The sequence below is a fragment of the Streptomyces sp. NPDC104202 genome, from assembly GCF_055584185.1.
This window is the reverse complement of sequence record NZ_JBVJMN010000003.1, coordinates 63998-90428: the sequence shown is the minus strand read 5'-3', so window position 1 is coordinate 90428 and position 26431 is coordinate 63998. Positions and strand designations below refer to the sequence as shown.

The 26431-nt window shown below is 72.6% G+C and carries 22 protein-coding genes and 1 pseudogene; 14 read left to right on the top strand and 9 right to left on the bottom strand.

The annotated features are described in order from the left end of the window. Window positions 1-28 precede the first annotated feature (28 nt). On the bottom strand, window positions 29-2509 hold the full coding sequence (locus tag ACZ60W_RS02990; RefSeq protein WP_469753574.1) for an MFS transporter: 2481 nt from the start codon (window positions 2507-2509) through the stop codon (window positions 29-31). Window positions 2510-2747: 238 nt separating this feature from the next. After that, window positions 2748-3191, bottom strand: coding sequence for an SRPBCC family protein (locus ACZ60W_RS02985; protein WP_469753573.1), 444 nt, complete (start codon window positions 3189-3191; stop codon window positions 2748-2750). Between the two features lie 145 nt (window positions 3192-3336). Here ACZ60W_RS02985 and ACZ60W_RS02980 point away from each other — a divergent pair, with 145 nt between their 5' ends. The 4 genes from ACZ60W_RS02980 to ACZ60W_RS02965 all read left to right on the top strand — a co-directional run bounded on the left by ACZ60W_RS02980 (window position 3337) and on the right by ACZ60W_RS02965 (window position 8269). Then, complete coding sequence (locus ACZ60W_RS02980) at window positions 3337-4380, top strand: Rv2578c family radical SAM protein (RefSeq protein WP_469753572.1); 1044 nt, start codon at window positions 3337-3339, stop codon at window positions 4378-4380. Window positions 4381-4528: 148 nt separating this feature from the next. Next, window positions 4529-6163, top strand: coding sequence for an alpha/beta hydrolase (locus ACZ60W_RS02975; RefSeq protein ID WP_469753571.1), 1635 nt, complete (start codon window positions 4529-4531; stop codon window positions 6161-6163). Window positions 6164-6242: 79 nt separating this feature from the next. Then, window positions 6243-6692, top strand: coding sequence for a RidA family protein (locus ACZ60W_RS02970; RefSeq protein ID WP_469753570.1), 450 nt, complete (start codon window positions 6243-6245; stop codon window positions 6690-6692). 134 nt (window positions 6693-6826) lie between these two features. Further along, the gene (locus ACZ60W_RS02965; protein WP_469753569.1) at window positions 6827-8269 is read left to right on the top strand and encodes an MFS transporter; all 1443 of its coding nucleotides are present in this window, start codon (window positions 6827-6829) and stop codon (window positions 8267-8269) included. Here the strand turns inward: ACZ60W_RS02965 and ACZ60W_RS02960 are convergent. Beyond that, window positions 8240-8842: a HEAT repeat domain-containing protein gene (locus ACZ60W_RS02960; RefSeq protein WP_469753568.1), complete on the bottom strand. Its 603-nt coding sequence runs from the start codon at window positions 8840-8842 to the stop codon at window positions 8240-8242. The two genes, ACZ60W_RS02965 and ACZ60W_RS02960, sit on opposite strands and share 30 nt — an antisense overlap. Window positions 8843-9205: 363 nt before the next feature. Here ACZ60W_RS02960 and ACZ60W_RS02955 point away from each other — a divergent pair, with 363 nt between their 5' ends. The 9 genes from ACZ60W_RS02955 (at window position 9206) to pssA (ending at window position 20080) form a co-directional block, all read left to right on the top strand. Next, complete coding sequence (locus ACZ60W_RS02955; protein ID WP_469753567.1) at window positions 9206-10987, top strand: 3-hydroxyacyl-CoA dehydrogenase family protein; 1782 nt, start codon at window positions 9206-9208, stop codon at window positions 10985-10987. A gap of 115 nt (window positions 10988-11102) precedes the next feature. Next, on the top strand, window positions 11103-11921 hold the full coding sequence (locus ACZ60W_RS02950) for a TetR family transcriptional regulator (RefSeq protein ID WP_469753566.1): 819 nt from the start codon (window positions 11103-11105) through the stop codon (window positions 11919-11921). A gap of 397 nt (window positions 11922-12318) precedes the next feature. After that, window positions 12319-13656 (top strand): crotonyl-CoA carboxylase/reductase, encoded by a 1338-nt coding sequence (gene ccrA, locus ACZ60W_RS02945; RefSeq protein WP_469753565.1) that lies wholly within the window; start codon window positions 12319-12321, stop codon window positions 13654-13656. Between the two features lie 14 nt (window positions 13657-13670). Continuing rightward, window positions 13671-15707 carry a protein meaA gene (locus ACZ60W_RS02940; protein WP_469753564.1) on the top strand — a complete coding sequence of 679 codons (2037 nt, stop codon included), beginning with the start codon at window positions 13671-13673 and terminating at the stop codon, window positions 15705-15707. Continuing rightward, window positions 15704-16669 carry an HpcH/HpaI aldolase/citrate lyase family protein gene (locus ACZ60W_RS02935; protein WP_469753563.1) on the top strand — a complete coding sequence of 322 codons (966 nt, stop codon included), beginning with the start codon at window positions 15704-15706 and terminating at the stop codon, window positions 16667-16669. The genes ACZ60W_RS02940 and ACZ60W_RS02935 overlap by 4 nt, the downstream gene beginning before the upstream one ends. 5 nt (window positions 16670-16674) lie before the next feature. Further along, window positions 16675-17187 (top strand): MaoC family dehydratase, encoded by a 513-nt coding sequence (locus ACZ60W_RS02930; protein ID WP_226738650.1) that lies wholly within the window; start codon window positions 16675-16677, stop codon window positions 17185-17187. 2 nt (window positions 17188-17189) lie between these two features. Continuing rightward, on the top strand, window positions 17190-18395 hold the full coding sequence (locus ACZ60W_RS02925; RefSeq protein WP_469753562.1) for an acyl-CoA dehydrogenase family protein: 1206 nt from the start codon (window positions 17190-17192) through the stop codon (window positions 18393-18395). Window positions 18396-18564: 169 nt separating this feature from the next. Then, the gene (locus ACZ60W_RS02920) at window positions 18565-19221 is read left to right on the top strand and encodes a phosphatidylserine decarboxylase (protein WP_033202964.1); all 657 of its coding nucleotides are present in this window, start codon (window positions 18565-18567) and stop codon (window positions 19219-19221) included. Next, a complete protein-coding gene (gene pssA / locus ACZ60W_RS02915) occupies window positions 19214-20080 on the top strand; it encodes a CDP-diacylglycerol--serine O-phosphatidyltransferase (RefSeq protein ID WP_469753731.1) in 867 nt (288 codons plus the stop codon). The genes ACZ60W_RS02920 and pssA overlap by 8 nt, the downstream gene beginning before the upstream one ends. 66 nt (window positions 20081-20146) lie before the next feature. On the opposite strand, the gene ACZ60W_RS02910 is transcribed toward pssA, so the two are convergent. Continuing rightward, complete coding sequence (locus tag ACZ60W_RS02910) at window positions 20147-21148, bottom strand: GNAT family N-acetyltransferase (RefSeq protein WP_469753561.1); 1002 nt, start codon at window positions 21146-21148, stop codon at window positions 20147-20149. Between ACZ60W_RS02910 and ACZ60W_RS02905 the strand changes: the two are divergent. Next, window positions 21135-21323: pseudogene (locus ACZ60W_RS02905) on the top strand (NAD-dependent epimerase/dehydratase family protein); the annotation flags it as partial. The gene ACZ60W_RS02910 and the pseudogene ACZ60W_RS02905 overlap by 14 nt on opposite strands. 129 nt (window positions 21324-21452) lie before the next feature. Here the strand turns inward: ACZ60W_RS02905 and ACZ60W_RS02900 are convergent. Genes ACZ60W_RS02900 through ACZ60W_RS02880 form a run of 5 tightly spaced genes read right to left on the bottom strand, consistent with a single transcriptional unit; the run spans window position 21453 to window position 26397 of the window. Then, entirely contained in the window at window positions 21453-22718 is a 1266-nt protein-coding gene (locus tag ACZ60W_RS02900) for an ABC transporter substrate-binding protein (RefSeq protein WP_469753560.1), read from the bottom strand. Beyond that, window positions 22715-23830: a branched-chain amino acid ABC transporter permease gene (locus ACZ60W_RS02895; protein WP_469753559.1), complete on the bottom strand. Its 1116-nt coding sequence runs from the start codon at window positions 23828-23830 to the stop codon at window positions 22715-22717. The genes ACZ60W_RS02900 and ACZ60W_RS02895 overlap by 4 nt, the downstream gene beginning before the upstream one ends. Then, window positions 23823-24713 (bottom strand): branched-chain amino acid ABC transporter permease, encoded by an 891-nt coding sequence (locus ACZ60W_RS02890; RefSeq protein WP_469753558.1) that lies wholly within the window; start codon window positions 24711-24713, stop codon window positions 23823-23825. The genes ACZ60W_RS02895 and ACZ60W_RS02890 overlap by 8 nt, the downstream gene beginning before the upstream one ends. Next, complete coding sequence (locus ACZ60W_RS02885) at window positions 24710-25582, bottom strand: ABC transporter ATP-binding protein (RefSeq protein ID WP_469753557.1); 873 nt, start codon at window positions 25580-25582, stop codon at window positions 24710-24712. Before ACZ60W_RS02885 ends, ACZ60W_RS02890 begins: the two co-directional genes overlap by 4 nt. Beyond that, window positions 25579-26397: an ABC transporter ATP-binding protein gene (locus ACZ60W_RS02880; protein ID WP_469753556.1), complete on the bottom strand. Its 819-nt coding sequence runs from the start codon at window positions 26395-26397 to the stop codon at window positions 25579-25581. The genes ACZ60W_RS02885 and ACZ60W_RS02880 overlap by 4 nt, the downstream gene beginning before the upstream one ends. Between the last annotated feature and the right edge of the window lie 34 nt (window positions 26398-26431).

The following is a 26431-nucleotide window of genomic DNA, read 5'->3' as shown; positions in this document are numbered from 1 at the left end:
GCCCCGTCCCCCACGAGGGGACGGGGCCTCAGTCCTGGTGGCCGAGCTGGAGGTCGCGCTCGGTGCGGCCTCCGCCGGCCATCTGGAGCACCGTGGCGACGGGCGGGTACCCGGCGGCGATGACCGTGTACTCGCCGGAGGACAGGTCGACGAACCGGAAGGCCCCGTCGGCGCCGGTGGTGAGGGTGTCGACCACGTTGCCCGCGGCGTCGAGCAGGGTGACCCGGGCGTCCTCGACGGGCCGGCCGCCGCCCCCGCGCACGGTGCCGCGCAGCACCGCGCCGCCGGCCAGTTCGATGTCCTGGCGGGTCTCCCGGGCCGACTGGACGCTCACCGGCAGGGCCGCCGGGCGGAAGGCGGGGGCGCTCGCGGCGAGCGTGTACTCCCCCGCGACCAGTTCGCCGATGACGTAGCCGCCCTCGCGCCCGGTGCGGGTCGAGGCGACGACCTCGCCGCGGACGTCGGTGAGGGTGACGGCCGCGTCCCGCACCGGGGTGCCGTCGGCCGTGACGACGCTGCCCGCGAGCCGCCCCGCGCCGCCGAGGACGACGTCGAGCTCGACCGGCCGGTCGCCGACGGTGACGGAGACGGCCTGGGGCTGGTGCCCGCCGGCCGCCGCGATGAGGACGTAGGCGCCGCTGCCGGGGACGCTCAGCGCGTACCGGCCGTCCTCGCCGCTGGCACCGCGGCCGACCTGCCGCCCCTGGACGTCGATGAGGGTGAGGGCGGCGCGGGGCACCCGGCTGCCGTCGTGGTGCTGGACGGTGCCGCAGACCGGAACGCCGGAGTGGTGCGGGGCCGCGGGCGCGGGCTGCGGGGCGGCGTGCCGGGCGTGCGGGACGGCCTGGGCGCCGGCGATGTCGTGGGCCTCGGCGGTCTCGGCGAGGGGGGTGTGGTGGGACACCAGCGGTTTCTCCTTGAGGAAGAAGGCGAGGACGAGGCCGAGCGCGAGGACCGGCACGAGGTAGAGGAAGATCCGCGGCATCGCGTCGGCGTAGGCGTGGACGTACGCGTCGCGGAGCGCGGGCGGCAGGGTGTGCACCGTCTGCGGGGTGATGGACTCGGCCGGCGGGAGGCTCGCGCCGCCGCTCCCCGGGAGGACGGCGGCGAGCCGGTCGCCGAGGGCGTCGTCGAGCCGGGAGGCGAAGAGGGTGCCGAAGACCGCGGCGCCGATGCTGCCGCCGATCTGGCGGAAGTAGGTGTGGGCGCTGGTGGCGGTGCCGAGGTCGGCGGGGCGCACGGAGTTCTGCACGGCGAGCACGAGCACGGGCATGACCAGGCCGATGCCGGTGCCGAGAACGGCCTGCCAGAGGCTGTGCTGGAGGCGCGGGGTGTCGGCGTCCATGCGGGAGAGCAGCCACATGCCGAGGACGGAGACGGCCCCACCGGCCACCGGATAGACCTTGTAGTGGCCGGTGCGGCTGATGAGCTGGCCGGAGACGACGGAGGCGACGACGATGCCGCCCATGAGGGGCAGCATCAGCAGGCCGGACTCGGTGGCGCTGGCGCCCTCGACCATCTGCAGGAAGCTGGGGAGGTAGCTGGCGGCGCCGAAGAGCGCGATGCCGACGACGGCGCCGACGAGGGCGGTGACCGTGAAGACGGAGTCGCGGAAGAGCCGGAGCGGGATGAGGGGTTCGGGCGCGAAGTGCTCGACGACCAGGAAGAGCAGGGCCGTTCCGGCGGCTCCGCAGGCGAGGGCGAGGACGACGCGGGAGTCCCAGGCGTACTCGGTGCCGCCCCAGCTGGTCAGCAGGACCAGGCAGGTGGAGGCGGCGGCGAGGAGGAGCGCGCCGAGGACGTCGAAGCGCGCGCGTGCCGTGGGCTTGGGGAGCTTGAGGACGGTGGCGACGACGGCGAGGGTGACGAGGCCGAAGGGCACGTTGAAGTAGAAGCACCAGCGCCAGGAGACGTGGTCGGTGAAGAAGCCGCCGAGGAGGGGGCCGGCGACGGAGGCGAGGCCGAAGGCGGCGCCGATCAGGCCCATGTAGCGGCCGCGTTCGCGGGCGGGGACGATGTCGGCGATGATCGCCTGGACGCCGATCATGAGTCCGCCGGCGCCGGCGCCCTGGAGGGCGCGGAAGGCGATGAGCTGGTCCATGGTGCGCGACCAGCCGGCCAGGCCGGAGCCGATGACGAAGACGACGATGGCGAAGAGGAAGACGCCCTTGCGGCCGAGGAGGTCGCCCAGCTTCCCGTAGACCGGCAGGCCGATGGTGGAGGTCAGCAGGTAGGCGGTGATCGCCCAGGACATCCGGTCCAGGCCCTGGAGTTCGCCGACGATCTTCGGCAGGGCGGTGGCGACGATCATCTGCTCCAGCGCGGCGAGGAGCAGCGCGAGCATCAGGCCGCAGAAGACGAGGCGGACGCGCCGGGGGTCGAGGGCGGCCTGGCCGGGTCCGGGCGGGGGCGCGAGGCCGGCGGGCGGGTCGTGCGCGGGGAGCGGTTCCGGCTCCGCCGCGGCCTCCTTGGCGCCCTCGGCGTACTCCGCGATGGTGATCGCACCCACGTACCTGCTCCCCTCGTCACGGCGTCTGCGCCGCGCCATTCTTCGCATTGGGCGCGAAGGGGGAGCAAGTCGGGCGGTACGGGCGGCGGGTGGAACCCGGGGGTGCGAACCCCCCTGCGCGACGGCGCACTTGGGTCGCTCATCAGCGCGTTTACGAGAAGGCCCGCGCCCCCTCGACGCGCCGGGCGCCGGTACGGGGGTGCGGGCGATCCACTCGAATCGGTGAACGCCCGGGGCGTTACTTCTCGACCTCGTCCGCCAGCTTGGCGAGGACGGCGTCGTAGATCCGGCCGAGGCCCTTGGGGGCGAAGGTCTTCTCGAAGAAGCCGCCGATGCCTCCGGCGCCGTTCCAGACGGTGGTGACGACGACGCGGGACTTGCCCTCGCCGGCCGGGGTCACGGTCCAGGTGGTGACCATGGAGGAGTTGCGGTCCTTCTCGACGAGCTGCCCGTCGGTGGGCTCGCCGACCTCCAGGAGGCAGTCGCGCACGCGCTTGCTGGTGGCCTGGAGCTTCCAGTGGACCAGGGTGCCCTCGCCGTCGCCGCCCTCGCGCACCTCGTACTCGCTGAAGTGCTCGGGGAGCAGCTTCGCGCGCGTGCCGCTGTAGTCGGCCAGCGCGTCGAACACCGTCTCCGCGTCCGCGGCGATGATCCGTTCCGTGGTGGCCTCGACCTGCGCCATTGACTTCCTCCAGCTGGTGGGTGCTCCGGGTGTGGGCCAAGCGAACCACGTGGGGTGCGGCGGGCGAAATCCGGGTTGCGACGATCAAGGGAACAGGTGTTCTATTCTGGGCGCACGGTCGACAGCAGCTACCGAGGAGGCGTCCATGCGCTGGGAGAATCTGCGCGACACCCCGGGCGGCCGGGCGGCGCCCGCCGACATCACCCTGTTCGGCACGGACGCGGTCACCACCCGGACCTTCGACACCCCCGAGTTCCGCGGCATCACCTTCCACGAGGTGCGGGCCCGCTCGATCCTCAACCGGGTGCCGGGAGCGTCGCGGATGCCGTTCGAGTGGACGGTCAACCCCTACCGGGGCTGCACGCACGCGTGCGTGTACTGCTTCGCCCGCAAGACCCACGGCTATCTGGACCTCGACACCGGCCTGGGCTTCGACTCCCAGATCGTCGTCAAGATCAACGCCCCGGCGCTGCTGGCCCGCCAGCTCGCCTCGCCACGCTGGGAGGGCGCGCACGTCGCCATGGGGACCAACGTCGACTGCTACCAGCGCGCCGAGGGCCGCTACCGCCTGATGCCGGGCATCCTGACCGCGCTGCGCGACCGGGCGAATCCGTTCTCGATCCTCACCAAGGGCACGCTGATCCTGCGCGACCTCGATCTCCTCACCCAGGCCGCCCGGGTCACCGAGGTCGGCATCTCCGTCTCCGTCGGCTTCACCGACGAGGAGCTGTGGCGGACGGTCGAACCCGGCACCCCCTCGCCGGGCCGGCGCCTCGACGTCGTCCGCGTCCTCGGCGAGCACGGCATCGACTGCGGGGTCCTGATGGCCCCCGTCGTGCCCTTCCTGAGCGACCGGCCCGAGCAGCTGCGGGCGACGGTCCGCGCGATCGCCGAGGCCGGCGCGAGCTCGGTCACCCCGCTCGTCCTCCACCTGCGGCCCGGCGCCCGGGAGTGGTTCATGCGGTGGCTGCGCGAGCACCACCCCGGCCTGGTGGGGCGGTACGAGCGGATGTACGCGGCCGGGGCGTACGCGCCGACCTGGTACCAGCGCCGGATCACCCGTCAGGTGCACGAGCTGGCGGCCGAGTTCGGCATCGGACCGGCGCACCGGAGCGGCGGACCGCGCCGGACGCCCCTGCCGGAGGACCCCGCCGACGCGGCCGCCCCGGAACAGCTCACCCTGCTCTGACGCCCGCTCACGAAAGGCTCCCCGCGCGGGCGAACCTCCACTCCGATCATCCGACCGGTCGCCTGACACGCCGTCGGACCCTCCTCTGTTCGGGTCAACTCTGGCCGAAGTGGGTCCTTCCGCACGCCGGGCGGGACACAAAGGCCCTATGACCCCACGCGCAGGAATGCTGATCGCCGCTGGAGCGCTGGTCGCCGGGACGGTCACCGTCCTGCCGGCCGCTCCCGCCGAGGCCGGAGAACCGGCCCCCCGCCCGCTGCCCCGGATCGCCTGGACCGATTGCGCCACCGCGGCCTACCCCAGGCTCCAGTGCGCCACCCTGAAGGTGCCGCTGAACCACGACGACCCGGCGGGGCGCGCCATCACGCTCGCGCTCACCCGGATCCCGCACACGGCACGGACCTTCCAGGGGCCCCTGCTGGTGAACCCGGGCGGGCCCGGCGGCAGCGGGCGCGGCATGGCCGGGTACGTGGCGGCGTCGCTGCCCCCGAAGGTGGCCGCCGAGTACGACGTGATCGGCTTCGACCCGCGCGGGGTCGGGAAGAGCGAGCCCGCGCTCGACTGCAAGCCCGGCCACTTCGCGCCGGTGCGCGCCGACTCGGTGCCGACCGGTGCCGCGGCCGAGCGGGCGGCGGTCGCCCGGGCCCAGTCCTTCGCGAACGCGTGCGGGGACAAGTACGCGGACGTGCTGCCGTACATCGACACCGTGAGCACCGCCCGGGACCTGGACGTCCTCCGCGGCGCGCTCGGCGCCCAGCAGATCAACTACCTCGGCTACTCGTACGGCACCTACCTGGGGGCGGTGTACGCGCGCCTGTACCCGGACCGGGTGCGGCGGATGGCGCTGGACTCCGTCGTCAACCCGCACGGGGTCTGGTACGAGGACAACATCGCCCAGGACTTCGCCTTCGACACCCGCCACAAGGCCTTCATGGCCTGGGTCGCCCGGCACGACGCGGCCTACGGCCTCGGCACGGACCCGGCGGCGGTCGAGGCGGCCTGGTACCGGATGCGGGACGCCCTGCGCGAGACGCCGGCCGGCGGGAAGGTCGGACCGGGCGAGCTGGAGGACACCTACCTGCCCGGCGGGTACTACGACGGGTACTGGCCGCGCCTCGCGCGCGCGTTCTCCGCGTACGTCAACGACGGCGACCCGGCGCCGCTGAAGGAGGCGTACGAGCGGTACGGGGAGGCCGACGCGGCCGCGGACAACGGCTACTCGGTCTACACGAGCGTGCAGTGCCGGGACGCGGGGTGGCCCCGTGACTGGAGCGTCTGGCGCAAGGACAACTGGGACGTGCACGCCAAGGCGCCGTTCTCGACCTGGAACAACGCCTGGTACAACGCGCCGTGCGCGTTCTGGCCGGTCGAGCCGCTGACGCCGCCGGACGTGAGCAACGACCAGGTGTCCCCGGTCCTCGTCCTCCAGGCGACGGACGACGCGGCGACGCCGTACGAGGGCGGGGTCGCCCTGCACCGGCTCCTCCGGGGCTCCAGCCTCGTCGTCGAGGAGGGCGGCGGAAACCACGGGGTGACCCTCGCCGGGAACGACTGCCTCGACGACCACCTGGCCGGCTACCTCGCCACGGGCAGGGTCCCGCGCGCGGCGGACGGCGCGGAGGCCGACGCGGTCTGCGCCCGGCTCCCGGAGCCGGAGCCGGATCCGGAGCCCGCGGCGCCGGCCGGGAAGACGGCCCCCGAGGGCGGCGCCACGCGGGCCGGCGCCCCGCAGGCGCAGGCGGCGGGCACGGCGCTGCACGGGTTCCTCGGCCACGTGCGCTGACCCCGGCGTCCTTCCACCGGCAGTGCCCGCGGCCGAGGGGTCGCGGGCACTGTCAGTGGCATGCGCGAGGATGTCGGGCATGACGAACCACCTCACCCACCTCCCGGCCCCGGAGGGCCTCGCGCCCAGCCCCCAGTACAGCCACGTCGTGTGGGGCACCGGCCGGTTCGTCGCGATATCCGGGCAGTGCGCCTTCGACGCCGACGGCGCGGTGGTCGGCGAGGGCGACCCGGCGGCGCAGGCCCGCCAGGTCTTCGCGAACGTGGAGCGCTGTCTGACCGCGGCCGGCGCCGGGTTCGGGGACGTGGTGAAGCTGACGTACTTCGTCACCGACGTGGCCCACCTCCCCGCCGTCCGGGACGCGCGGGACGCCGCCTTCGCGGGGGCGCCGCTCCCGGCGAGCTCCGCCGTGCAGGTGTCGGCGCTGGTCCGGCCGGAACTGCTGGTGGAGATCGAGGCGTTCGCCCTCGTCCCGGAGGAACCGGCTCCCGCGGGCGAGACCGGGGCGGGGCTCCGTTTGCTACCTTGACGCGCATGTTCCTCTCCCGTGCGTAGGAGTCGGCGATCCGACGGCCGTGCCCAGACCGGCGCGGCGTCCCGCCGTCCCCGCACGCTCCGGCGCCACCGGCTCCCGCCCGGCGTCCTTCCCCGAGGAACACCGTCATGTCCGTGATCTCCCCTGCCCGCCCCTCCCCCGCGCCCGGATACGCGGCGGTGCTGCGCACTCCGTACGCCCGCCGGACCTTCGGCGCGGCGCTCCTGGGCCGCCTCTCCTACGGCACGGCCCCACTCTCGCTGCTCCTGTCGGTCAGGTCCGCCTCCGGCTCGTACGCCGTGGCCGGCACCGCGATGGCCGCCTTCGGGCTGACGAGCGTGCTCCTGTCCCCGCTCCGGGCCGGCCTGGTCGACCGGTTCGGGCCACGGCGGGCCCTGCCTCCGATGGCCCTGGTCTACACGCCGCTGCTCACTGCCCTCGCGGTGGTGACGTCCGCCCCGGAGGCCGGCGCGGTCCCGCTCGTGGCGCTCGCCGCGACGGCGGGCTGTGCGACCCCGCCGCTCGGCCCGGTGATGCAGGCGCTGTGGAGCGGGATGCCGGCCGACCGGGACCTGCTGCGGCGTGCGTACAGCCTGGACACGGTGGCGGAGGAAGTCCTCTTCGTCACGGGCCCGTTGCTGGTGGGGCTGCTCGTGCGGTACGCGGCGGCGCCGGCCGGTCTGGCGGTGAGCGCCGCGCTGGTCCTGACGGGCACGCTCGCGCTCGCCGCCTCGCCGGCGGCGCGGGGCCGGACGCCGGAGCGCGGGGCGCCCGGGGCGAAGGGCGGGCAGGCGGCCGGGCCCGGTGCCGGGACGGCGCGGGCGGCGGTGGTCGCGGCCGCGGTGGGCATGGCCCTGGGCGCGCTCGACCTGCTCGTGATCGCGTTCGCCGACGAGCACGGGAGGCCGGGGGTGGTGCCCTGGGCGCTGGCCGCGCTGTCGGCGGGCAGCGCGGTGGGCGGTCTGGTGCACGGCGCCGTCTCCTGGCGGCTGTCCAGCGCCCGCCGGCTGTCGCTGTCCGCGTCGGCGCTCGGCGGCGTCCTCGCGGTGGCCGGACTGTCCCCGCATCCGTACGCGCTGGTCGGCTGGGTGGCCCTCGGCGGGCTCTTCCTGGCGCCGGCCCTCACCAGCGCGTATCTGCTGGCCGACGAGTCCGCCGCGCCGGACCGGCGCGCCCGGGCCGGGGCGTGGGTCAACACGGCCTTCAACGCGGGCAGTACGGGGGCGACGGCCGGTGCCGGGCTCCTGGTGGGGTGGCTGCCGCTGCCGGTGTGCTTCGCCGTGGCGGCCCTTCCCGCCGTCCTGGCGGCGGCCGGGACGCCGGCCCTGGCGCGCCGGATGCCGAAGCCGCCGGCCCGAGCCGCCGGGGAGTGCCGGGGCCCGGAGCCGCGCCCCGGTGAGGCCGGGGAGTGCCGGAGCCCGGAGTCGGGGGACGGCGGGGCGGGGCGGGACCGCAGCCCGGAGTCGGGGGACGGCGGGGCGGGGCGGGACCGCAGCCCGGAGTCGGGGGACGGCGGGGCGGGGCGGGATCGCGGCCCGGTGTCAGGCGACGGGGCCGAGCAGCGTCAGTGAGCGGGCGGCGGCGGCGCCGAGCCGGGGGTGCGGCAAGGCGGCCTCCAGGGCGGGGCGGGCCGCCGGGTCTCCGAGGGCTCCGAGGCCCTCGACGCAGGCGAGTCCGACCCGCCAGTGGGGGTCGTCGGCCGGGAGCCGCCGCGCGAGGACGGTGATGAGGGCCGGCACGGACTCGGGCGCGCGGAGGGCGGCGAGGAGGCGGACCGGGAGGAGGGCGTAGGCGGCCCGGAGTTCGTTGGTCGCGAGGGCGGCGGCGGCACGCGCGGTGCGCGGGTCGCCGAGCCGGGTGAGGGCGTGGGCGGCGGTGACGCAGCGTTCGGGGTCCCGGTGGTTGAGGAGGAGGACGAGCGTCTCGAAGGCGCGCGGGTCGCCGGCGACGCCGAGCGCGTAGGCGGCGATCTCGCGGGCCCACAGCGGCTGTCCGGGGGCGGTGAGCACGCGGTGCAGTTCCTCGGGATCACCGGTTTCGGCCAGGCGGCGGAATGCGTCGGGGACTTCTTCGGCGTCCTTCTCGATCTCGTCACGCAATCGATCGATCATCGAGCAGAATTCCGGATCCTCGGCGTATTCCATGAATCCGACCCTATCCGCGATCCAGATCACATCGCCCCCAACTTCCCGGGACTGGCGCGCTCGTTACCGGCCGGTTAGTCTCAGGTGAGCGGGCCACCACCCGCACTTTCCACGACGGCCTGGTGACGCAGCCGTTGTGTCGTACGTCGGTTCGGCAGTTTCGACGTGGCCCGGGACAGGGTCCGTCGCTCTTTTCCAGGGCACGCCCGCCATTCCGGGGCGTGGCCCCGTTCCCGGGTTATCCCGCGCTTTCTCACCCGCGCGATTCGGCATCTCCCGCGTGCGCCCGTACGCGGAGCCGCACCCGCCCCTCACGCACACGTACTGCCCTCAGTCGTCACTCTTCCTCTCTGGAGTCCCCTGATGGACACCCCTCTCTCCACCATCGCCGTCGTCGGTCTCGGCACCATGGGCGCGGGTATCGCCGACGTCCTCGCCCGGGCCGGCCACGAGGTCATCGGCATCGACATCAGCGACACGGCCGCCGCCCGCGCCGTCGCCGCCCTGGAGACCTCCACCGCCCGCGCGGTGGCCCGTGAGCGGATCACCGAGGAGGAGCGGCAGGACGTGCTGGCCCGCTTCCGTACCTTCTCCGACCTCCAGGCGGCCGCCGAGGCCGACCTGGTGATCGAGGTCGTCCCGGAGTCGTACGAGGCCAAGCAGGAGGTCTTCCGGGCCCTGGACGCGATCGTCCGCCCCGACGCGATCCTGGCCACCGGCACCAACGCGCTCTCCGTCACCCGCCTCGCCGCGGACTCGGCGCACCCGGAGCGCGTGCTCGGCCTGCACTTCTTCACCCCGGTCCAGGCGATGAAGCTGGTCGAGGTCGTCTCCTCGGTCCTCACCGACCCGCGGGCCGTCGAGGCCGTCACGCGGCTGGCCGAGGGCCTCGGCAAGGAGCCGGTGGCGGTCGGCGACCGGGCGGGCTTCATCGCCGACGGCCTGCTCTTCGGCTACCTGAACCAGGCCGCGGCCATGTACGAGGCCCGGTACGCCTCCCGCGAGGACATCGACGCGGCGATGAAGCTGGGCTGCGGCCTCCCGATGGGTCCGCTGGCGCTGCTCGACCTGATCGGCGTGGACACGGCCCGTACGGTCCTGGAGGCCATGTACGCCTCCTCGCACGACCGTCTGCACGCCCCCGCCCCCCTCCTCAAGCAGCTCAGCGAGGCCGGTCTGACCGGCCGCAAGGCGGGCCGCGGCTTCTACACCTACGCGGCGCCGGGCTCCGCCGAGGTCGTCGCGGACGCGCTGACCCCGTCGGCGTCCGCCGAGGCCGGCCCGTCCCGCGAGGTCCGCTCGGTCGGCGTCGCCGGCTCGGGCACGATGGCGTCCGGCATCGCCGAGGTCTTCGCCAAGGCCGGGTACGGCGTCGTCCTCGCCGCCCGCTCCCAGGAGAAGGCGGACAAGGCCAAGGCCCGCATCGCCACGTCGCTGGCCCGTTCGGTCGAGAAGGGCCGGATGACGGCCGAGGCCCGGGACACCACGCTGGCCCTGATCACCGCGGCGGGCACGCTCGACGCGTTCGCCGAGGTCGACCTGGCCGTCGAGGCGGTCGCCGAGGACCTGGCGATCAAGCAGGAGCTGTTCGCCCGGCTGGACAAGATCTGCAAGCCGGGCGCGGTGCTCGCCACCACGACCTCCTCACTGCCGGTCGTGGCCTGCGCCCGCGCCACCACGCGCCCGCAGGACGTCATCGGCATGCACTTCTTCAACCCGGCCCCGGCGATGAAGCTGGTCGAGATCGTCCGTACGGTCCTGACCGCCGACGACGTCCACGCCACGGTCCGCGAGGTCACCACGAGGATCCGCAAGCACCCGGTGGACTGCGGCGACCGCGCCGGGTTCATCGTCAACGCGCTGCTCTTCCCGTACCTCAACAACGCGATCAAGATGGTCCAGGACCACTACGCGACCCTGGACGACATCGACGCGGCGATGAAGCTGGGCGGCGGCTACCCGATGGGCCCGTTCGAGCTGCTCGACGTGGTCGGCCTGGACGTCTCGCTCGCGATCGAGCAGGTGCTGCACCGCGAGTTCCGTGACCCGGGCCTCGCCCCGGCCCCGCTCCTGGAGCACCTGGTGGCGGCGGGCTGCCTGGGCCGCAAGACGGGTCGCGGCTTCCGCGAATATGCCCGACGCTGATCCCCGCACGGCCGGCTGGGGCGGTCTGCTGAGCTCCCCGGGCACCCTCGGCGCCCCGGGGGGCTCCCCGCCCCCACCTGGGCACACTCCCGCTCCGATGCAGTACGTTCGGACCATGCCCAAGGCCGCGAAGACACCCCGTGCCACGTCCACGTCCGACGCTCCCGAGACGGCGGCGGGCACCCGGGCCGCCGCGCAGCGGCTCAAGATGCGCCGGGAGCTCGCCGCGGCGGCCATGGAGCTCTTCGCAACGAAGGGGTACGAGGCCACCACGGTCGACGAGATCGCGGCCACGGCCGGGGTCGCGCGGCGGACCTTCTTCCGCCACTTCCGGTCCAAGGAAGAGGCGATCTTCCCCGACCACGACGACACCCTGGTGCGGGCGGAGGCGGTGCTGAACGCCGCCCCGCCGCACGAGCACCCGCTCGACACGGTGTGCACGGGCATCAAGGAAGTCATGAAGATGTACGCGGGCTCGCCCGCAGTCTCGGTGGAGCGCTACCGGCTCACCCGCGAGGTGCCGACGCTGCGGGAGCGCGAGATCGCCTCGGTGGCCCGCTACGAGCGGCTGTTCACCCGCTATCTGCTGGAGCACTTCGACGAGGGCGACCACCACGCCGGCAACGACGACCCGCTGCTCGCGGAGGTCGCCGCGTCGGCGGTCGTCACCGCCCACAACCACGTGCTGCGGCGCTGGCTGCGGGCGGGCGGGCAGGGCGACGTGGAGGCGCAGCTCGACCACGCCTTCGCGATCGTGCGGGAGACCTTCGGCACCGGGATAGGCGCGGGCCGCCCGGCCCCTCCCCCGCAGGCCGCGCCGGCTCCCCCCGCACGGGTCTCCACGGCCGGCGACGTGGTCGTCGCCGTGGCCCGCACGGACGCACCGCTCGACGAGGTCATGCGCACCATCCAGGAGGCCCTCAAGGGCTCCTGAGCACGTTCCGACGAGAGGGCCGCCCCCGGATTCCGGGGGCGGCCCTCTCGCGTTCGCCCAGTTCACGGGCGGTTTCGATCGATCATCGCTCATCCGAGATGGGCAGATTGCATCTGAGTGAAATTGTTGGCACGCAGTGCCTTGTCAGGTGACACGGCGTGCCATACGTTGAAGGAGTCCGGGCGGCCGGCGCGCAGAGACCACACCTCGCGCGCCGGCTGTCCCCACCAGCCGACGGCCGGTGCGCCCGGACGCCTGCGTCACAGGCACCCCGCGCTCCACCACAGCGCCGCCACAGCACCACCGCGCCGAACCGACGGCACACCTCCACAGCAGCACCCACCGCCGTAACCCCCAGGCGTCCCTCCCTCAGGACGCTCACCGCCGGAGGCAACCCGTGAAGGAAATCCTGGCCGCGATCCAGTCGCAGGACGCCACGTCCGCCGACTTCGCGAACATCCCGCTCCCCGACTCGTACCGGGCCGTGACCGTCCACAAGGACGAGGCGGAGATGTTCGCCGGGCTCGCCAGCCGTGACAAGGACCCGCGCAAGTCGCTGCACCTCGACGACGTGGCCCTGCCCGAGCTGGGCCCGGGCGAGGCCCTGGTCGCCGTCATGGCGAGCTCGGTCAACTACAACTCGGTCTGGACCTCGATCTTCGAGCCCGTCTCGACCTTCGGCTTCCTGGAGCGCTACGGCCGGCTCTCCGAGCTCACCAAGCGCCACGACCTGCCCTACCACGTCATCGGCTCCGACCTCGCGGGCGTCGTCCTGCGCACCGGCCCGGGCGTCAACGCCTGGAACCCGGGCGACGAGGTCGTCGCGCACTGCCTCTCGGTCGAACTGGAGTCCTCGGACGGCCACAACGACACGATGCTCGACCCCGAGCAGCGCATCTGGGGCTTCGAGACCAACTTCGGCGGCCTGGCGGAGATCGCCCTGGTCAAGTCGAACCAGCTGATGCCGAAGCCCGGCCACCTCAGCTGGGAGGAGGCCGCCTCGCCCGGCCTGGTCAACTCCACCGCCTACCGCCAGCTGGTCTCCCGCAACGGCGCCGGCATGAAGCAGGGCGACAACGTCCTCATCTGGGGCGCGAGCGGCGGCCTCGGCTCGTACGCCACGCAGTTCGCCCTCGCCGGCGGCGCCAACCCGATCTGCGTCGTCTCCTCCCCCGAGAAGGCCGACATCTGCCGGTCCATGGGCGCCGACGCGGTCATCGACCGCAACGCCGAGGGCTACAAGTTCTGGAAGGACGAGAACACCCAGGACCCGCGGGAGTGGAAGCGCTTCGGCTCCAAGATCCGCGAGCTGACCGGCGGCGAGGACATCGACATCGTCTTCGAGCACCCGGGCCGCGAGACCTTCGGCGCCTCCGTGTACGTCACCCGCAAGGGCGGCACCATCACCACCTGCGCCTCGACCTCGGGCTACATGCACCAGTACGACAACCGCTACCTGTGGATGTCCCTCAAGCGGATCATCGGCTCGCACTTCGCCAACTACCGCGAGGCGTGGGAGGCCAACCGCCTCATCGCGAAGGGCAAGATCCACCCGACGCTCTCCAAGGTCTACTCCCTGGAGGACACCGGCCAGGCCGCCTACGACGTCCACCGCAACCTGCACCAGGGCAAGGTCGGCGTGCTGGCCCTCGCCCCGCAGGAGGGCCTGGGCGTGCGCGACCCCGAGATGCGCGCCCAGCACATCGACGCCATCAACCGCTTCCGCAACATCTGAGCCCGGGACCATAGATGACTGAGCGCCAGAAGGACCGGCCGTGGCTCATGCGGACGTACGCCGGTCACTCCACCGCCGAGGCGTCCAACGAGCTGTACCGGCGCAACCTCGCCAAGGGTCAGACCGGCCTCTCGGTCGCCTTCGACCTGCCGACGCAGACCGGGTACGACCCCGACCACATCCTCGCCCGCGGCGAGGTCGGCCGGGTCGGCGTCCCCGTCTCGCACCTCGGTGACATGCGACGGCTGTTCCAGGACATCCCGCTGGAACAGATGAACACCTCGATGACCATCAACGCCACGGCGATGTGGCTGCTGGCGCTCTATCAGGTCGCCGCCGAGGAGCAGGGTGCGGACATCACCAAGCTCCAGGGCACCACGCAGAACGACATCGTCAAGGAGTACCTGTCGCGCGGGACGCACGTCTTCCCGCCCGGCCCCTCGCTCCGGCTGACGACGGACATGATCTGCTACACGGTCAACAACATCCCGAAGTGGAACCCGATCAACATCTGCAGCTACCACCTGCAGGAGGCCGGGGCCACGCCGGTCCAGGAGATCTCGTACGCCATGTCCACCGCGATCGCCGTGCTCGACTCGGTGTTCGCCTCCGGCCAGATCCCCGAGGACCGCAAGGGCGATGTCGTCGCCCGCATCTCGTTCTTCGTGAACGCGGGCGTCCGCTTCGTCGAGGAGATGTGCAAGATGCGCGCCTTCGGCCGCATCTGGGACCGCATCACCCGCGAGCGGTACGGCATCGAGGACGCCAAGCAGCGCCGGTTCCGCTATGGCGTGCAGGTCAACTCGCTGGGCCTCACCGAGGCCCAGCCGGAGAACAACGTCCAGCGGATCGTCCTGGAGATGCTGGCCGTCACGCTCTCCAAGGACGCCCGCGCCCGCGCCGTCCAGCTCCCGGCCTGGAACGAGGCCCTCGGCCTCCCCCGGCCCTGGGACCAGCAGTGGTCGCTCCGGATCCAGCAGGTGCTGGCCCACGAGTCCGACCTCCTGGAGTACGAGGACATCTTCGCCGGCTCGCACGTCATCGAGGCCAAGGTCGACTCGCTCGTCGAGGAGTGCATGGCCGAGATCGGGCGGATCGAGGAGATGGGCGGCGCCATGGCGGCCGTCGAGTCCGGCTACCTCAAGTCGCAGCTGGTCTCCTCGCACGCCGAGCGGCGCGCCCGGATCGAGGCCGGCGACGAGAAGATCGTCGGCGTCAACATCTTCCAGTCGACCGAGGAGAACCCCCTCACCTCCGACCTGGACACCGCGATCATGACGGTCGACCCGGCCGTCGAGGCCCGGGTGGTCGGCTCGCTGAAGTCGTGGCGGGACAACCGCTACCAGCCCCCGTTCAACCACCCGCGCCCCTGCAAGGCCCTCGAACGCCTCAAGGAGGCCGCCCGGGGCACCGGCAACCTCATGGAGGCCACCCTGGAGTGCGCCCGCGCCGGCGTCACGACCGGCGAGTGGACCGGGGCGCTGCGCGAGGTCTTCGGCGAGTTCCGGGCCCCGACCGGCGTCTCCTCCGCCCCCGTCGCGGTCACCGCCGAGGAGGGCACGCCGCTGGCCCTCGTGCGGGAGAAGGTGGCGCGGACCGCCGAGGAGCTGAACTCCGGGCGGCTGCGGCTGCTCGTCGGGAAGCCCGGTCTGGACGGCCACTCCAACGGCGCCGAGCAGATCGCCGTCCGCGCGCGTGACGCCGGATTCGAGGTCGTCTACCAGGGCATCCGCCTGACCCCCGAGCAGATCGTCGACGCCTCGCTCGCCGAGGACGTGCACTGCGTGGGCCTGTCGATCCTCTCCGGCTCCCACGCGGAGCTGGTCCCCGACGTCCTGGACCGCCTCCGCGAGGCCGGCGCGACCGACATCCCCGTCATCGTCGGCGGGATCATCCCCAACGCCGACGCGGCGGAACTGAAGCGAGCGGGTGTCGCCGCCGTCTTCACGCCGAAGGACTTCGGCATCACGGAGATCATCGGCCGTATCGTCGACGAGATCCGCACCGCTCACAAGCTCAGCCCCATGGAAAGCACGGAGGTCCCCGCATGACCAGCCCTGTGAACCGGCTCCGCCCCCGCCGCTCCTGCCTGGCGGTCCCCGGCTCCAACCCGCGGTTCCTGGAGAAGGCCCAGGGCCTCGCCGCCGACCAGGTCTTCCTCGACCTGGAGGACGCCTGCGCCCCGCTGGCCAAGCCGGACGCCCGCCACACCATCGTGAAGTTCCTGAACGAGGGCGACTGGACCGGCAAGACCCGCGTGGTCCGCGTCAACGACTGGACGACCCACTGGACCTACCGCGACGTCGTCACCGTCGTCGAGGGCGCCGGCCAGAACCTCGACTGCATCATGCTGCCGAAGGTCCAGGACGCCCAGCAGGTCGTCGCGCTCGACCTTCTGCTCACCCAGATCGAGAAGACGATGGGCTTCGAGGTCGGCAAGATCGGCATCGAGGCGCAGATCGAGAACGCCCAGGGCCTGACCAACGTGAACGCGATCGCGCAGGCCTCCCAGCGCGTCGAGACGATCATCTTCGGCCCGGCCGACTTCATGGCCTCCATCAACATGAAGTCCCTGGTCGTCGGCGAGCAGCCGCCCGGCTACCCGGCGGACGCGTACCACCACATCCTGATGAGCATCCTGATGGCGGCCCGCGCCAACAACCTCCAGGCGATCGACGGCCCCTACCTGCAGATCCGCAACCAGGAGGGGTACAAGGCCGTGGCCCAGCGCGCCGCCGCCCTGGGCTTCGACGGCAAGTGGGTGCTCCACCCGGACCAGGTGGCCGCCGCGAACGAGATCTTCTCGCCCTCGCAGGAGGACTACGACCACGCCGAGCTGATCCTCGACGCCTACGACTACTACACGTCCGAGGCCGGCGGGAAGAAGGGCTCCGCGATGCTCGGCGACGAGATGATCGACGAGGCCTCCCGCAAGATGGCCCTGGTCATCTCCGGCAAGGGCCGCGCCGCCGGCATGCAGCGCACCACCACGTTCGACATCCCGGAGGCCTGAGACCCATGCAGTTCGGCCGTACCTACGAAGAGTTCGAAGTCGGTGCCGTCTACAAGCACTGGCCCGGGAAGACGGTCACCGAGTACGACGACCACCTCTTCTGTCTGCTCACGATGAACCACCATCCGCTGCACATGGATGTGAATTACGCCGAGAACACGACGGACTTCGGCAAGAACGTCGTCGTGGGCAACTACATCTACTCGCTGCTGCTGGGCATGTCCGTGCCGGACGTCTCCGGCAAGGCCATCGCCAACCTGGAGATCGAGTCGCTGCGCCACGTGGCGCCGACCTTCCACGGCGACACGATCTACGGCGAGACCACGGTCCTCGACAAGACCCCGTCGAAGTCGAAGAACGACCGCGGGATCGTCTACGTCGAGACCAAGGGCTACAAGCAGGACGGCACCCTCGTGTGCGTCTTCCGCCGCAAGGTGATGGTCCCCACCGAGACGTACATCAAGGAGCGCGGCGGCGAGCAGCCCGGCCGCCCCCAGCTCAAGGAACAGGGGAAGTAGTCATGGCGCGACTCGCCCAGACCCACGGTCTGACCGACGTCCAGCAGGAGATCCTCGCCACGGTGCGGGACTTCGTCGACAAGGAGATCATCCCGGTCGCGACGGAGCTGGAGCACCGCGACGAGTACCCCCAGCAGATCGTCGACGGGCTCAAGGAGCTCGGCGTCTTCGGTCTGATGATCCCCGAGGAGTACGGGGGCCTGGGCGAGTCGCTGCTCACCTACGCGCTGTGCGTGGAGGAGATCGCCCGCGGCTGGATGTCGGTCTCCGGCATCATCAACACCCACTTCATCGTGGCGTACATGCTGAAGCAGCACGGCACCCAGGAGCAGAAGGAGTACTTCCTTCCGCGGATGGCGGCCGGCGAGACCCGCGGCGCGTTCTCGATGTCGGAGCCGGGCCTCGGCTCGGACGTGTCGGCGATCACGTCCAAGGCCGTCAGGGACGGCGACGAGTACGTCCTCAACGGCCAGAAGATGTGGCTGACGAACGGCGGCACGTCCACGCTGGTGGCCGTTCTCGTCCGAAGTGACGAAGGACACCCCGAAGGCACGGCCCCCCACAAGTCGATGACGACCTTCCTCGTCGAGAAGGAGCCCGGCTTCGGAGAGGTCCGTCCGGGCCTCACCATCCCCGGCAAGATCGACAAGATGGGGTACAAGGGCGTCGACACGACCGAACTCATCATGGACGGACTGCGCATTCCGGCCAATCGGGTCCTCGGGGGCGTCACCGGCCGAGGGTTTTACCAAATGATGGACGGCGTGGAGGTCGGCCGCGTCAACGTGGCGGCCCGTGGCTGCGGCGTCGCGCAGCGTGCTTTCGAACTGGGTGTCTCGTATGCCCAGCAACGTCACACTTTCGGCAAGCAGATCGCCCAGCACCAGGCGATTCAGTTCAAGCTTGCCGAGATGGCTACCAAGGTCGAGGCCGCTCATGCCATGATGGTGAATGCAGCACGCAAAAAGGACTCCGGGGAACGAAACGACCTCGAAGCAGGGATGGCGAAGTACCTCGCCTCCGAATACTGCAAGGAGGTCGTCGAGGATGCCTTCCGCATCCACGGTGGTTACGGGTTCTCGAAGGAGTACGAGATCGAGCGTCTCTACCGTGAGGCGCCGATGCTGCTCATCGGTGAAGGTACCGCCGAGATCCAGAAAATGATCATTGGTCGTCGGCTGCTCGAGGAGTACCGATTCCAGGGTTGATTGTCGCTTTTGAGTCGGTTCGGCCGCGAAGAAGATCACACCCTGTGTTCGTCTTCCGGCCGTCGACTCGGTTCCTGGCTTGCCCAGTTGCGCCCCGCAACCGATAGCATCGCCGGAAAGCCGCCGTCCCCCGTTGCCAGCGCGGCATCATCCGCTACGAAGGTCATCCATGCCCCACAGCCAAACCTCTGCACACCGCGACAGCCTTGCCGGCGTACGCCTCGCGCGCGGAGCATCGCCGTGGCTCCTGCCGACCGTCGCCACCGCGGCGCTCAGCCTCGTGCGCGCGCGCAAGTCGAAGCGTGCCGCGGCCATCGCCGTGCCGACCACCGCGCTCGCGGCCGGCATGCTGTGGTTCTTCCGCGACCCCGAGCGCGAGATCGCTCAGGGCCGGGTCATCTCCCCCGCCGACGGTGTGGTGCAGAGCATCATGCCGTGGAAGGACGGACGCACCCGGGTCGCCATCTTCATGAGCCCGCTGAACGTGCACGTCAACCGCGCGCCGCTGGCCGGCACGGTCACGTCGGTGGAGCACGTCCCGGGCGGGTTCGTCCCGGCGTTCAACAAGGAGAGCGAGAACAACGAGCGCGTTGTCTGGCACTTCGACACCGAGCTCGGCGACATCGAGATGGTGCAGATCGCGGGTGCCGTCGCCCGGCGCATCGTGCCGTACATCCCGCAGGGCACGAAGGTCGAGCAGGGTGACCGGATCGGTCTCATCCGCTTCGGCTCGCGCGTCGACATCTACCTCCCGGAGGGTGTCGAGGTCGCCGTCGAGGTCGGGCAGGCCACGACCGCGGGGGTGACTCGCATTGACCGTGATTGATCCCGACACACGGGCCGCCGACTGGGCCGCCGACGCCGAGGCGGAGGCGGCCGACGAGGCCGAGGAGATGCCGCTGTCGCTGAGGCTGTCCATAGCGGACGCCCTCACGCTCGGTAACGCCACGTGTGGCTTCATGGCGGTCTACTTCACGACCACCGGCATCCTGATCCCGCACCTCACCGGGAGCACCGAGACCGGCATGGCGCGCAACAGCGCCGCGACCGCGGTGATACTGATGCTGTGCGCGGCGATCTTCGACCTCTTCGACGGCATCGTGGCGCGCAAGCTCCGCAGCTCGCCGATGGGCGCCGAGCTCGACAACCTGTCGGACCTGATCAGCTTCGGTCTGGCGCCGGCGTACTTCGTGCTCGTGTACGGCATGGTCGCCGACGACGCGCAGCAGAAGGTCTCGGCCGTGGCCGCGATCGTGGTGCTGCTCGCGGTGGTCCTCAGGCTCGCGAGATTCTCGTGCGTGACGATGAAGGACGGCATGTTCCAGGGCATGCCGAGCCCCTTCGGCGCGCTGACGGTCGTCTCGATCGTGCTGCTGGAGCTGCCGTTCATCCCGACGCTGCTCGCGATCATCGGGGTGGCCTGGCTGATGGTGAGCCGGGTCGAGTACCCGAAGCCGCGGGGCGTCCTCGCGGTGGCGATGCTCAGCTGGATCGTCGGTGCGATGGCCATGCTGGCGGCCTGGGCGTTCGACGCGCCGGGCGGGGCGTTCCTGCTCCAGACCGGCTGCGCGCTCCAGGTCGTGCTGGGCGCCGTGATCCCCCTCTTCGCGACGGCGCGCCGGGTGAACACCTTCCGCGACAACCGGCGTGAGAACCGGGAGGCGCGGGCGGCGCAGCTGCCGTAGCGACCATGCGGTACGACAAGGGCCCCGGGAGGCGACTCGCCTCCCGGGGCCCTTGCGCGTGCCCGCTCAGCCGAGGCTCTTGTAGTACAGCGTCGTGGGGCGCAGCACGCCCTCCGGGTCGGCGGCGTAGTCCGGGACGGTGCCGGCCGCGGTCCAGCCGGCGGCACGGTAGAGGCGCTCGGCGGGGCTGCCGGTCCGGGTGTCCAGGACGAGGAGGGTGAGGCCGGTCGCGGCGGCGTGCGCCTCGGCGGCGGCGAGCAGGCGGCGGCCCAGGCCGCGGCCCCGGGCCGAGCGGTGGACGAGGAGCCGGGCGATCTCGCCGCGGTGCCGGCCGTTGGCCGTGGTGGTCCGGACGAGGGTGACGACGCCGGAGGGGCGTCCGTCGGGGCCGTGGGCCACGAGGACGTCCCGGACGCCCTCGGCGGCCTCGTCGGCGGCGCGGGACCACCAGGCGGCCGCCTCGGCGGTGCCCAGGGGGGCCAGGAAGCCGACGGAGGCCCCGTCGTCCACCGCGTCGACGAGGAGCGCGGCCAGCCCGTCGGCGGCGTGGGCGCGGACGGCGTCGGGCGACTGGCGCTCGACGACGTCGAGGGGTCGCTCCAGGCAGAGCAGGTCCGGCCGGTCGTCCCAGGGGTCGACGACCGTGAAGCCGAGGGCGCGGTAGAGGGCGACGGGCTCGGCGCGCCAGGACCAGACCGTGAGGCGCACCGAGGGCGCTCCGGCGCCGGCGGCGCGGCGCAGGGCCTCGGTCATGAGCGCCCGCGCGAGTCCCCTGCGGCGGGCCGCGGGCGCCACCCAGAGCCGCTTGATCTCGGGCGGGCGGCCGTCGCGGGGCGCCTTGAGCACGACGCAGCCGGCCGGGTCCCCGGCCCCTTCGAGGGTGGCGAGGAGCACCGTGTCGGCGGCGAACGCGGCGGCCGGGTCCTCGGCCTCGGCGCGGTATACGGCCGGGAGGTCGCCGACCGCGGCCACCGCCGTCCCCTTCTCCTCCTGGTTGACCAGGTGGTAGGCGCCGAGCAGGTCGGCGAGGCGGGGGTGCGAGCGGTTCTCCTCGATGCGTGCGTTCATGGGCCCGAGGTTCGCACTCCCGTGTTTCCGGGAGGTGACGGTCCGGACACGCCCTAGGCCGAGGCGCATGCGTGTACTCGTCGCGGGCGCCACGGGCGCCGTGGGCCGTCGGCTCGTCCCCCGTCTGGAGGCGGCGGGCCACGAGGTCCTGGGGCTCTCCCGGCGCGGACCGCACCCGGTGGACGTGCTGGACGCCGCGGCGGTGCGGTGGCCGGACCGTCTGGGCCCGGGGCGCGGTGAACGACCGGGCCCGCCGGCTCGGCCGGGTCCCGGCCCGCCCGTCCTGGCGGACCGGGTTGGCCGATCAGGGGGTGTAGCTCTTGGCCGCGTCCGAGACGAACGGCTGCCGGACGGTGCGCATGCCGCCGGGGACCGACTTGTCGGGCTGGATGATGACGGACTCGCGGGACGACGGCGCCTTCGGGTCGCCCAGGTCGTGGGTCATGCCGAAGCCGGCGTCGTGGCCGGTCATGGTCAGCAGGGCCTTGTCGACGCCCTCGCGGGTGAGGTCCTTGTCCGCGCACGCCTTCTTGAGCGCCTCGCCGAAGACGCTCGCCGCGGTCCAGCCGGCGACGATGCCGTTGTCGAGGCCGTCGCCCGGGTAGGCGGCCTGGTAGTCGGCGACCAGCTTCTTCGCGGTCGGCGTGTCCGCGCCGATGGGCAGGCTCGGGGAGGCGAACCAGTACATCTTCTCCAGCGCGGGACCGGCCTGGGTGCCCAGGAGCTGCGGGGCGAAGGCCGAGTTGTTGCCGACGACCGGCACCTTGAGGCCGGTGGCGGCGGCGACGCCGACCAGGGAGGCGGCCTGGCGGGGGCCCGCGCTGATGACGACGGCCTTGACGCCGGCCTGCTTGAGGGCCGCGACCTGCGCCGACATGTCGTTGTCGGTGGGCTTGATCTTCTGCTCGACGACGGTCAGGCCCGCCTTCTCCGCCGCGTACTTCGAGCCCTTGAGCGCGTTCTCGCCGTAGTCGCCCTCGAAGTAGACGTGGCCGAGCTTGTCGCCCGACTTCAGGCCCTTCTCCTTGAGGAGGAAGTCGACGGCGTTGATCGTCTCCACGTCGTACGTGGCGCCCAGGACGCGGATGTACGGGGAGCCGAGGAGCGAGGCCGACCACGCCTGCGGCAGGACGAGGCCCTTGTCCTGGCCGTCGACCCGGGACTTGACGGCGGCGACGAACGGGGAGCCGATGAACTGGGTGTAGCCGACGACCTTCGGCTCCAGCTCGGTGTACGCGGCCAGCGCCTTCTGCGGGTCGTAGCCGTGGTCGCGGACCGTCAGCTCCAGCTGCCGGCCGCAGATCCCTCCGGCGGCGTTGGCCTGCTTCACGTACAGCTGCTGGGCCTGGGTGACGCTCTTGCCGAGGGTCGCGTACACGCCGGTCATGTCGGTGAGCGCGCCGAGGGCGATCGTCTTGTCGGTGACGCCCTCGCCGGTCTTCACCCCGCCCGCGCCGGTCTGCTTGCCGTCGCCGCTCTTCGCCTTGGAGCTGCAGCCGGCGGCGGTGAGCGCGACCAGTGCGGCGAGCGCGGCGGCCAGGCCCCGTACGGCCTGTCGTCGGTGGTTCATCGTGCCTCCCCTGAGGGTTCGGTGGAAGTAGGTGGAGCGGGGGTGTGCGTGGGGTTCGGGGGTTTCCGCGCGGCGAGGCGGACCAGGCCGCCGGGCAGGAAGAGCACCACCGCGACGACGGCGGCGCCGTAGAGGTAGCGCGCCGCCTCGCCCGGCGCGATCCCGCCCGTCCCCGGGGCGGAGACCAGGGGCAGCGCGTCGCTGTACCGGGTGAGGAGCTGCGGCAGCAGCGAGACGAAGATCCCGCCGGCCACCGCCCCGGCGACCGAGCCGAGACCGCCGATGACGATCATCGCCAGGTACTCGAGGGAGAGCGCCATGCCGAAGTACTCCGGGACGGTGCGCTGGAAGACCAGGGCGAGAAGGACGCCCGCCAGCCCCGCGTACATCGACGACAGGACGAACACGGCGGCCCGGTAGCGGGCCACGGGGATGCCCATTACGCCGGCGGCGATCCGGTGGTCCCGGATGGCGTTCATGGCGCGCCCGGGCCGCCCCCGGAGCACTCCGCGGGCGAAGAGGACCCCGCCGAGGAGCAGGACGAGCCCCAGGTACCAGAGCTTCTCGACGGCGCCGAACGGCACCTGCGCGACGAGGAGCTCCGTGTCGTCGAAGGTGAGGCCGAAGAGGGAGAGCGGCGGGACGGCCCGGCCGTTGTAGCCGCCGGTGACGTCGTGCGCGTTGAACAGCACGTGCTGGCCGATGAAGATCAGCGCGAGGGTCGCGATGCCCAGGTACGCGCCGCGCAGCCGCCCCGCGATGGGACTGAACACCCCGCCGGCCAGGCCCGCGAGGGCGACCGCGAGGACGGCGGCGAGCCAGCCCGGCAGGCCCAGGCCGGTCAGGCCGTCGGCGCCGTCGCCGGCGAAGGCGCAGTAGCCGTAGGCGCCGACGGCCAGGAAGAAGGCGTGGCCCATCGACAGCTGGCCGGTCGCGCCGGTCAGCAGGTTGATGCCGACCGCCCCCAGGGCCGCGGCCATCGCGAACAGTCCGGCCTGGAGCCAGAAGCGGTCCAGGTAGAACGGGAGCGCGGCGAGCAGCAGGCCGGCCGCGGCCCAGCCGTACACCCGGGTGCGGACCCGCGGGACGGGACGGGTCAGGGTCTCAGACACGGGCGAGCTCCTTCGTGCCGAACAGTCCGGCCGGGCGGATCAGCAGCACCGCGACCATGACGAGGTACGGGGCGACGTCCCCGATGCCCCGGCCGAGGAAGGCGAGGTCCCCCTGGTAGCCGGTGGCCAGCGACTCCGTGATCCCCACGAGCAGGCCGCCGACGAGGGCGCCCGTGGTGGAGTCGAGGCCGCCGAGGATGGCCGCGGGGAACGCCTTCAGGGCGGCGAGCGAGGTGGCCCGCTCCAGGCCCGGGGTCGGGAAGACGGTGAGGAACAGCGCGGCGACCGCGGCGAGCGCGCCGGCCACCGCCCAGGCGCCGAGCGAGACCCGGCCCAGCCGGATCCCCATCAAGGCGGCCGTCTCCTGGTTCTCGGCCGCGGCCCGCATCGCCACGCCCCAGGACGTGTAGCGGAAGGCGAGCAGGAAGGCGGTGATCAGCAGAGCCGCCGCCAGGAGCGCGGCGATCCGGGTCTCGGCGATCGTGACGGGACCGACGGTGACGACGGCGTCGCCCCAGGGGTCTCCGAGGGCCAGGATGTCGGTGCCGATCCGCCGCGTCAGCTCGGTGGCCAGCAGGATGTCGACGCCGATGGTGACGATCGCGAGGACGCTGTGGTCCCCGCCCCGGTGGCGGCGCATCACGAGGAACTCCACGGCCGCGCCCACCAGCGCCGCGCCGGCGATCCCGGCCGCCAGCGCGGGCCAGAAGCCGATCGTGTCGTGGAGCACCGCGGTGACGTAGCCGCCGGCCAGCAGCAGCGACGCGTGGGCGAAGTTGACGACCTCCGTGGCGCGGAAGATCACCACGAACCCGAGGGCGATGAGGGCGTAGATCGAGCCCAGTGAGACGCCGTTGATCAGGAATTCGGCGAAGGTGCTCACGCGGCGGTCTCCTCTCCGAGGTAGGCGCGGACGACCGCCGGGTCGTTCTGCACGTCGGCGGGTGCCCCGTCGGCAATCCGGCGGCCGAAGTCGAGGACGGTGACGGAGTCGGCGAGCCGCATCACCAGGCCCATGTCGTGCTCGACGAGGAGCACGGAGATGCCGAGGCCGTCGCGGACGCCCGCGATGACCGAGGCGGTACGCCGCCGCTCGTCCGCGGTCATGCCCGCGACCGGCTCGTCCAGCAGGAGCAGCTTCGGCTCCATGCACAGCGCGCGGGCCAGCTCCGCGAGCTTCTGCTGCCCGTACGGCAGGGAGCTCGCGGGCATCGCGAGCTGCCTCTCCAGCCCCACGAACGCGGCGATCTCCCGGACCCTGGCGCGGTGCCGCGCCTCCTCCCGCGCCGCCGACGGCAGTCGCAGCCCCGCGGCGAGGAAGCCGGTGCGGGTCAGCCGGTGCCGGCCCAGCATGAGGCTGTCCTCGACGGTCGCGCGGGGCGGCAGCGCCAGGTTCTGGAAGATCCGCCCGACGCCGAGGTCGGCGATCCGGTGCGGCGGCAGCGCGGTCAGCTCGTGCGCGCCGAAGCGCACGGAGCCCCCGGCGGCCCGGTAGACCCCGGACAGCACGTTGAAACAGGTCGACTTCCCGGCCCCGTTCGGGCCGATCAGCGCGTGCACGGTGCCGGGCCGGACGGTGAAGCCGACACCGTCGAGCGCCGTGAGCCCGGCGAACCGGACGGTGACGTCGCGGACTTCGAGGGCCGGGGGCACGGCGGCGGGAGACGCGGGGGCGTCGGGGGCGGAGGGGCCGTCGGGCGCCGCGGCGCCGTCGTCCCACGGTTCCGCCCCGGGCTTCGGGGTGGACGTCATCGGGCTTCCTCCCAGCGGGACAGGACCGGGTGCGCGGCGCGCGCCACGGCGGCGTCGGCGGCGGCGGTCTCGTCGACGACGCCGAGGTAGCGGCGGCGGACCTCGTCCGAGGCGGCGAGCTCCGCCGCGGGGCCGGAGAGCGTGACCTCGCCGACCTCCAGGACGTACGCGAGGGAGGCGAGGCGCAGCGCGAGCGCCGCGTTCTGCTCCACCAGGAGCACGGCCGTGCCCTGCGCGTTGATCTCCCGGACCGCGTCGGCGATCCGGGCCGCCATCAGCGGGGCCAGGCCGAGGGACGGCTCGTCCAGGAGGAGCAGCCCGGGCTCGGCCATCAGCGCCCGGCCGACGGCCAGCATCTGCTGCTCGCCGCCCGAGAGGAGCCCGGCCTGCTGGCGCGCCCGGTCGGCGAGCACGGGGAACAGCTCGTGCACGCGCCGCAGCGCCGCCGCCTTCGCGGCGCGCCCGCCGCGGCGGCCCAGGGCGCCGGCCCGCAGGTTGTCCTCGACCGTCATCCGGGCGAAGACCTGGCGGCCCTCCGGCACCTGCGAGACGCCGGCCGCGACGACCCGGTCGGGCGTCAGCCCGTCGAGCGGCCGGCCGTCACGGCTCACCGACCCCGACACCACGGCGCCGCCGTGGAAGCGCAGGGTGCGCGAGACCGCCCGCAGCAGCGTGGACTTGCCGGCTCCGTTGCCTCCCAGCACCGTGACGACGGCGCCCGCCGGCACCGTCAGCGATACCCGTCGCAACGCGTGCACGGGCCCGTATCCCGCCGTCAGGTCCGTCACCTGGAGGGCGGGTGCGGTACCTCCCATGGTTCCCCTTTCCCCGGCCGCACGTGTTACTCGG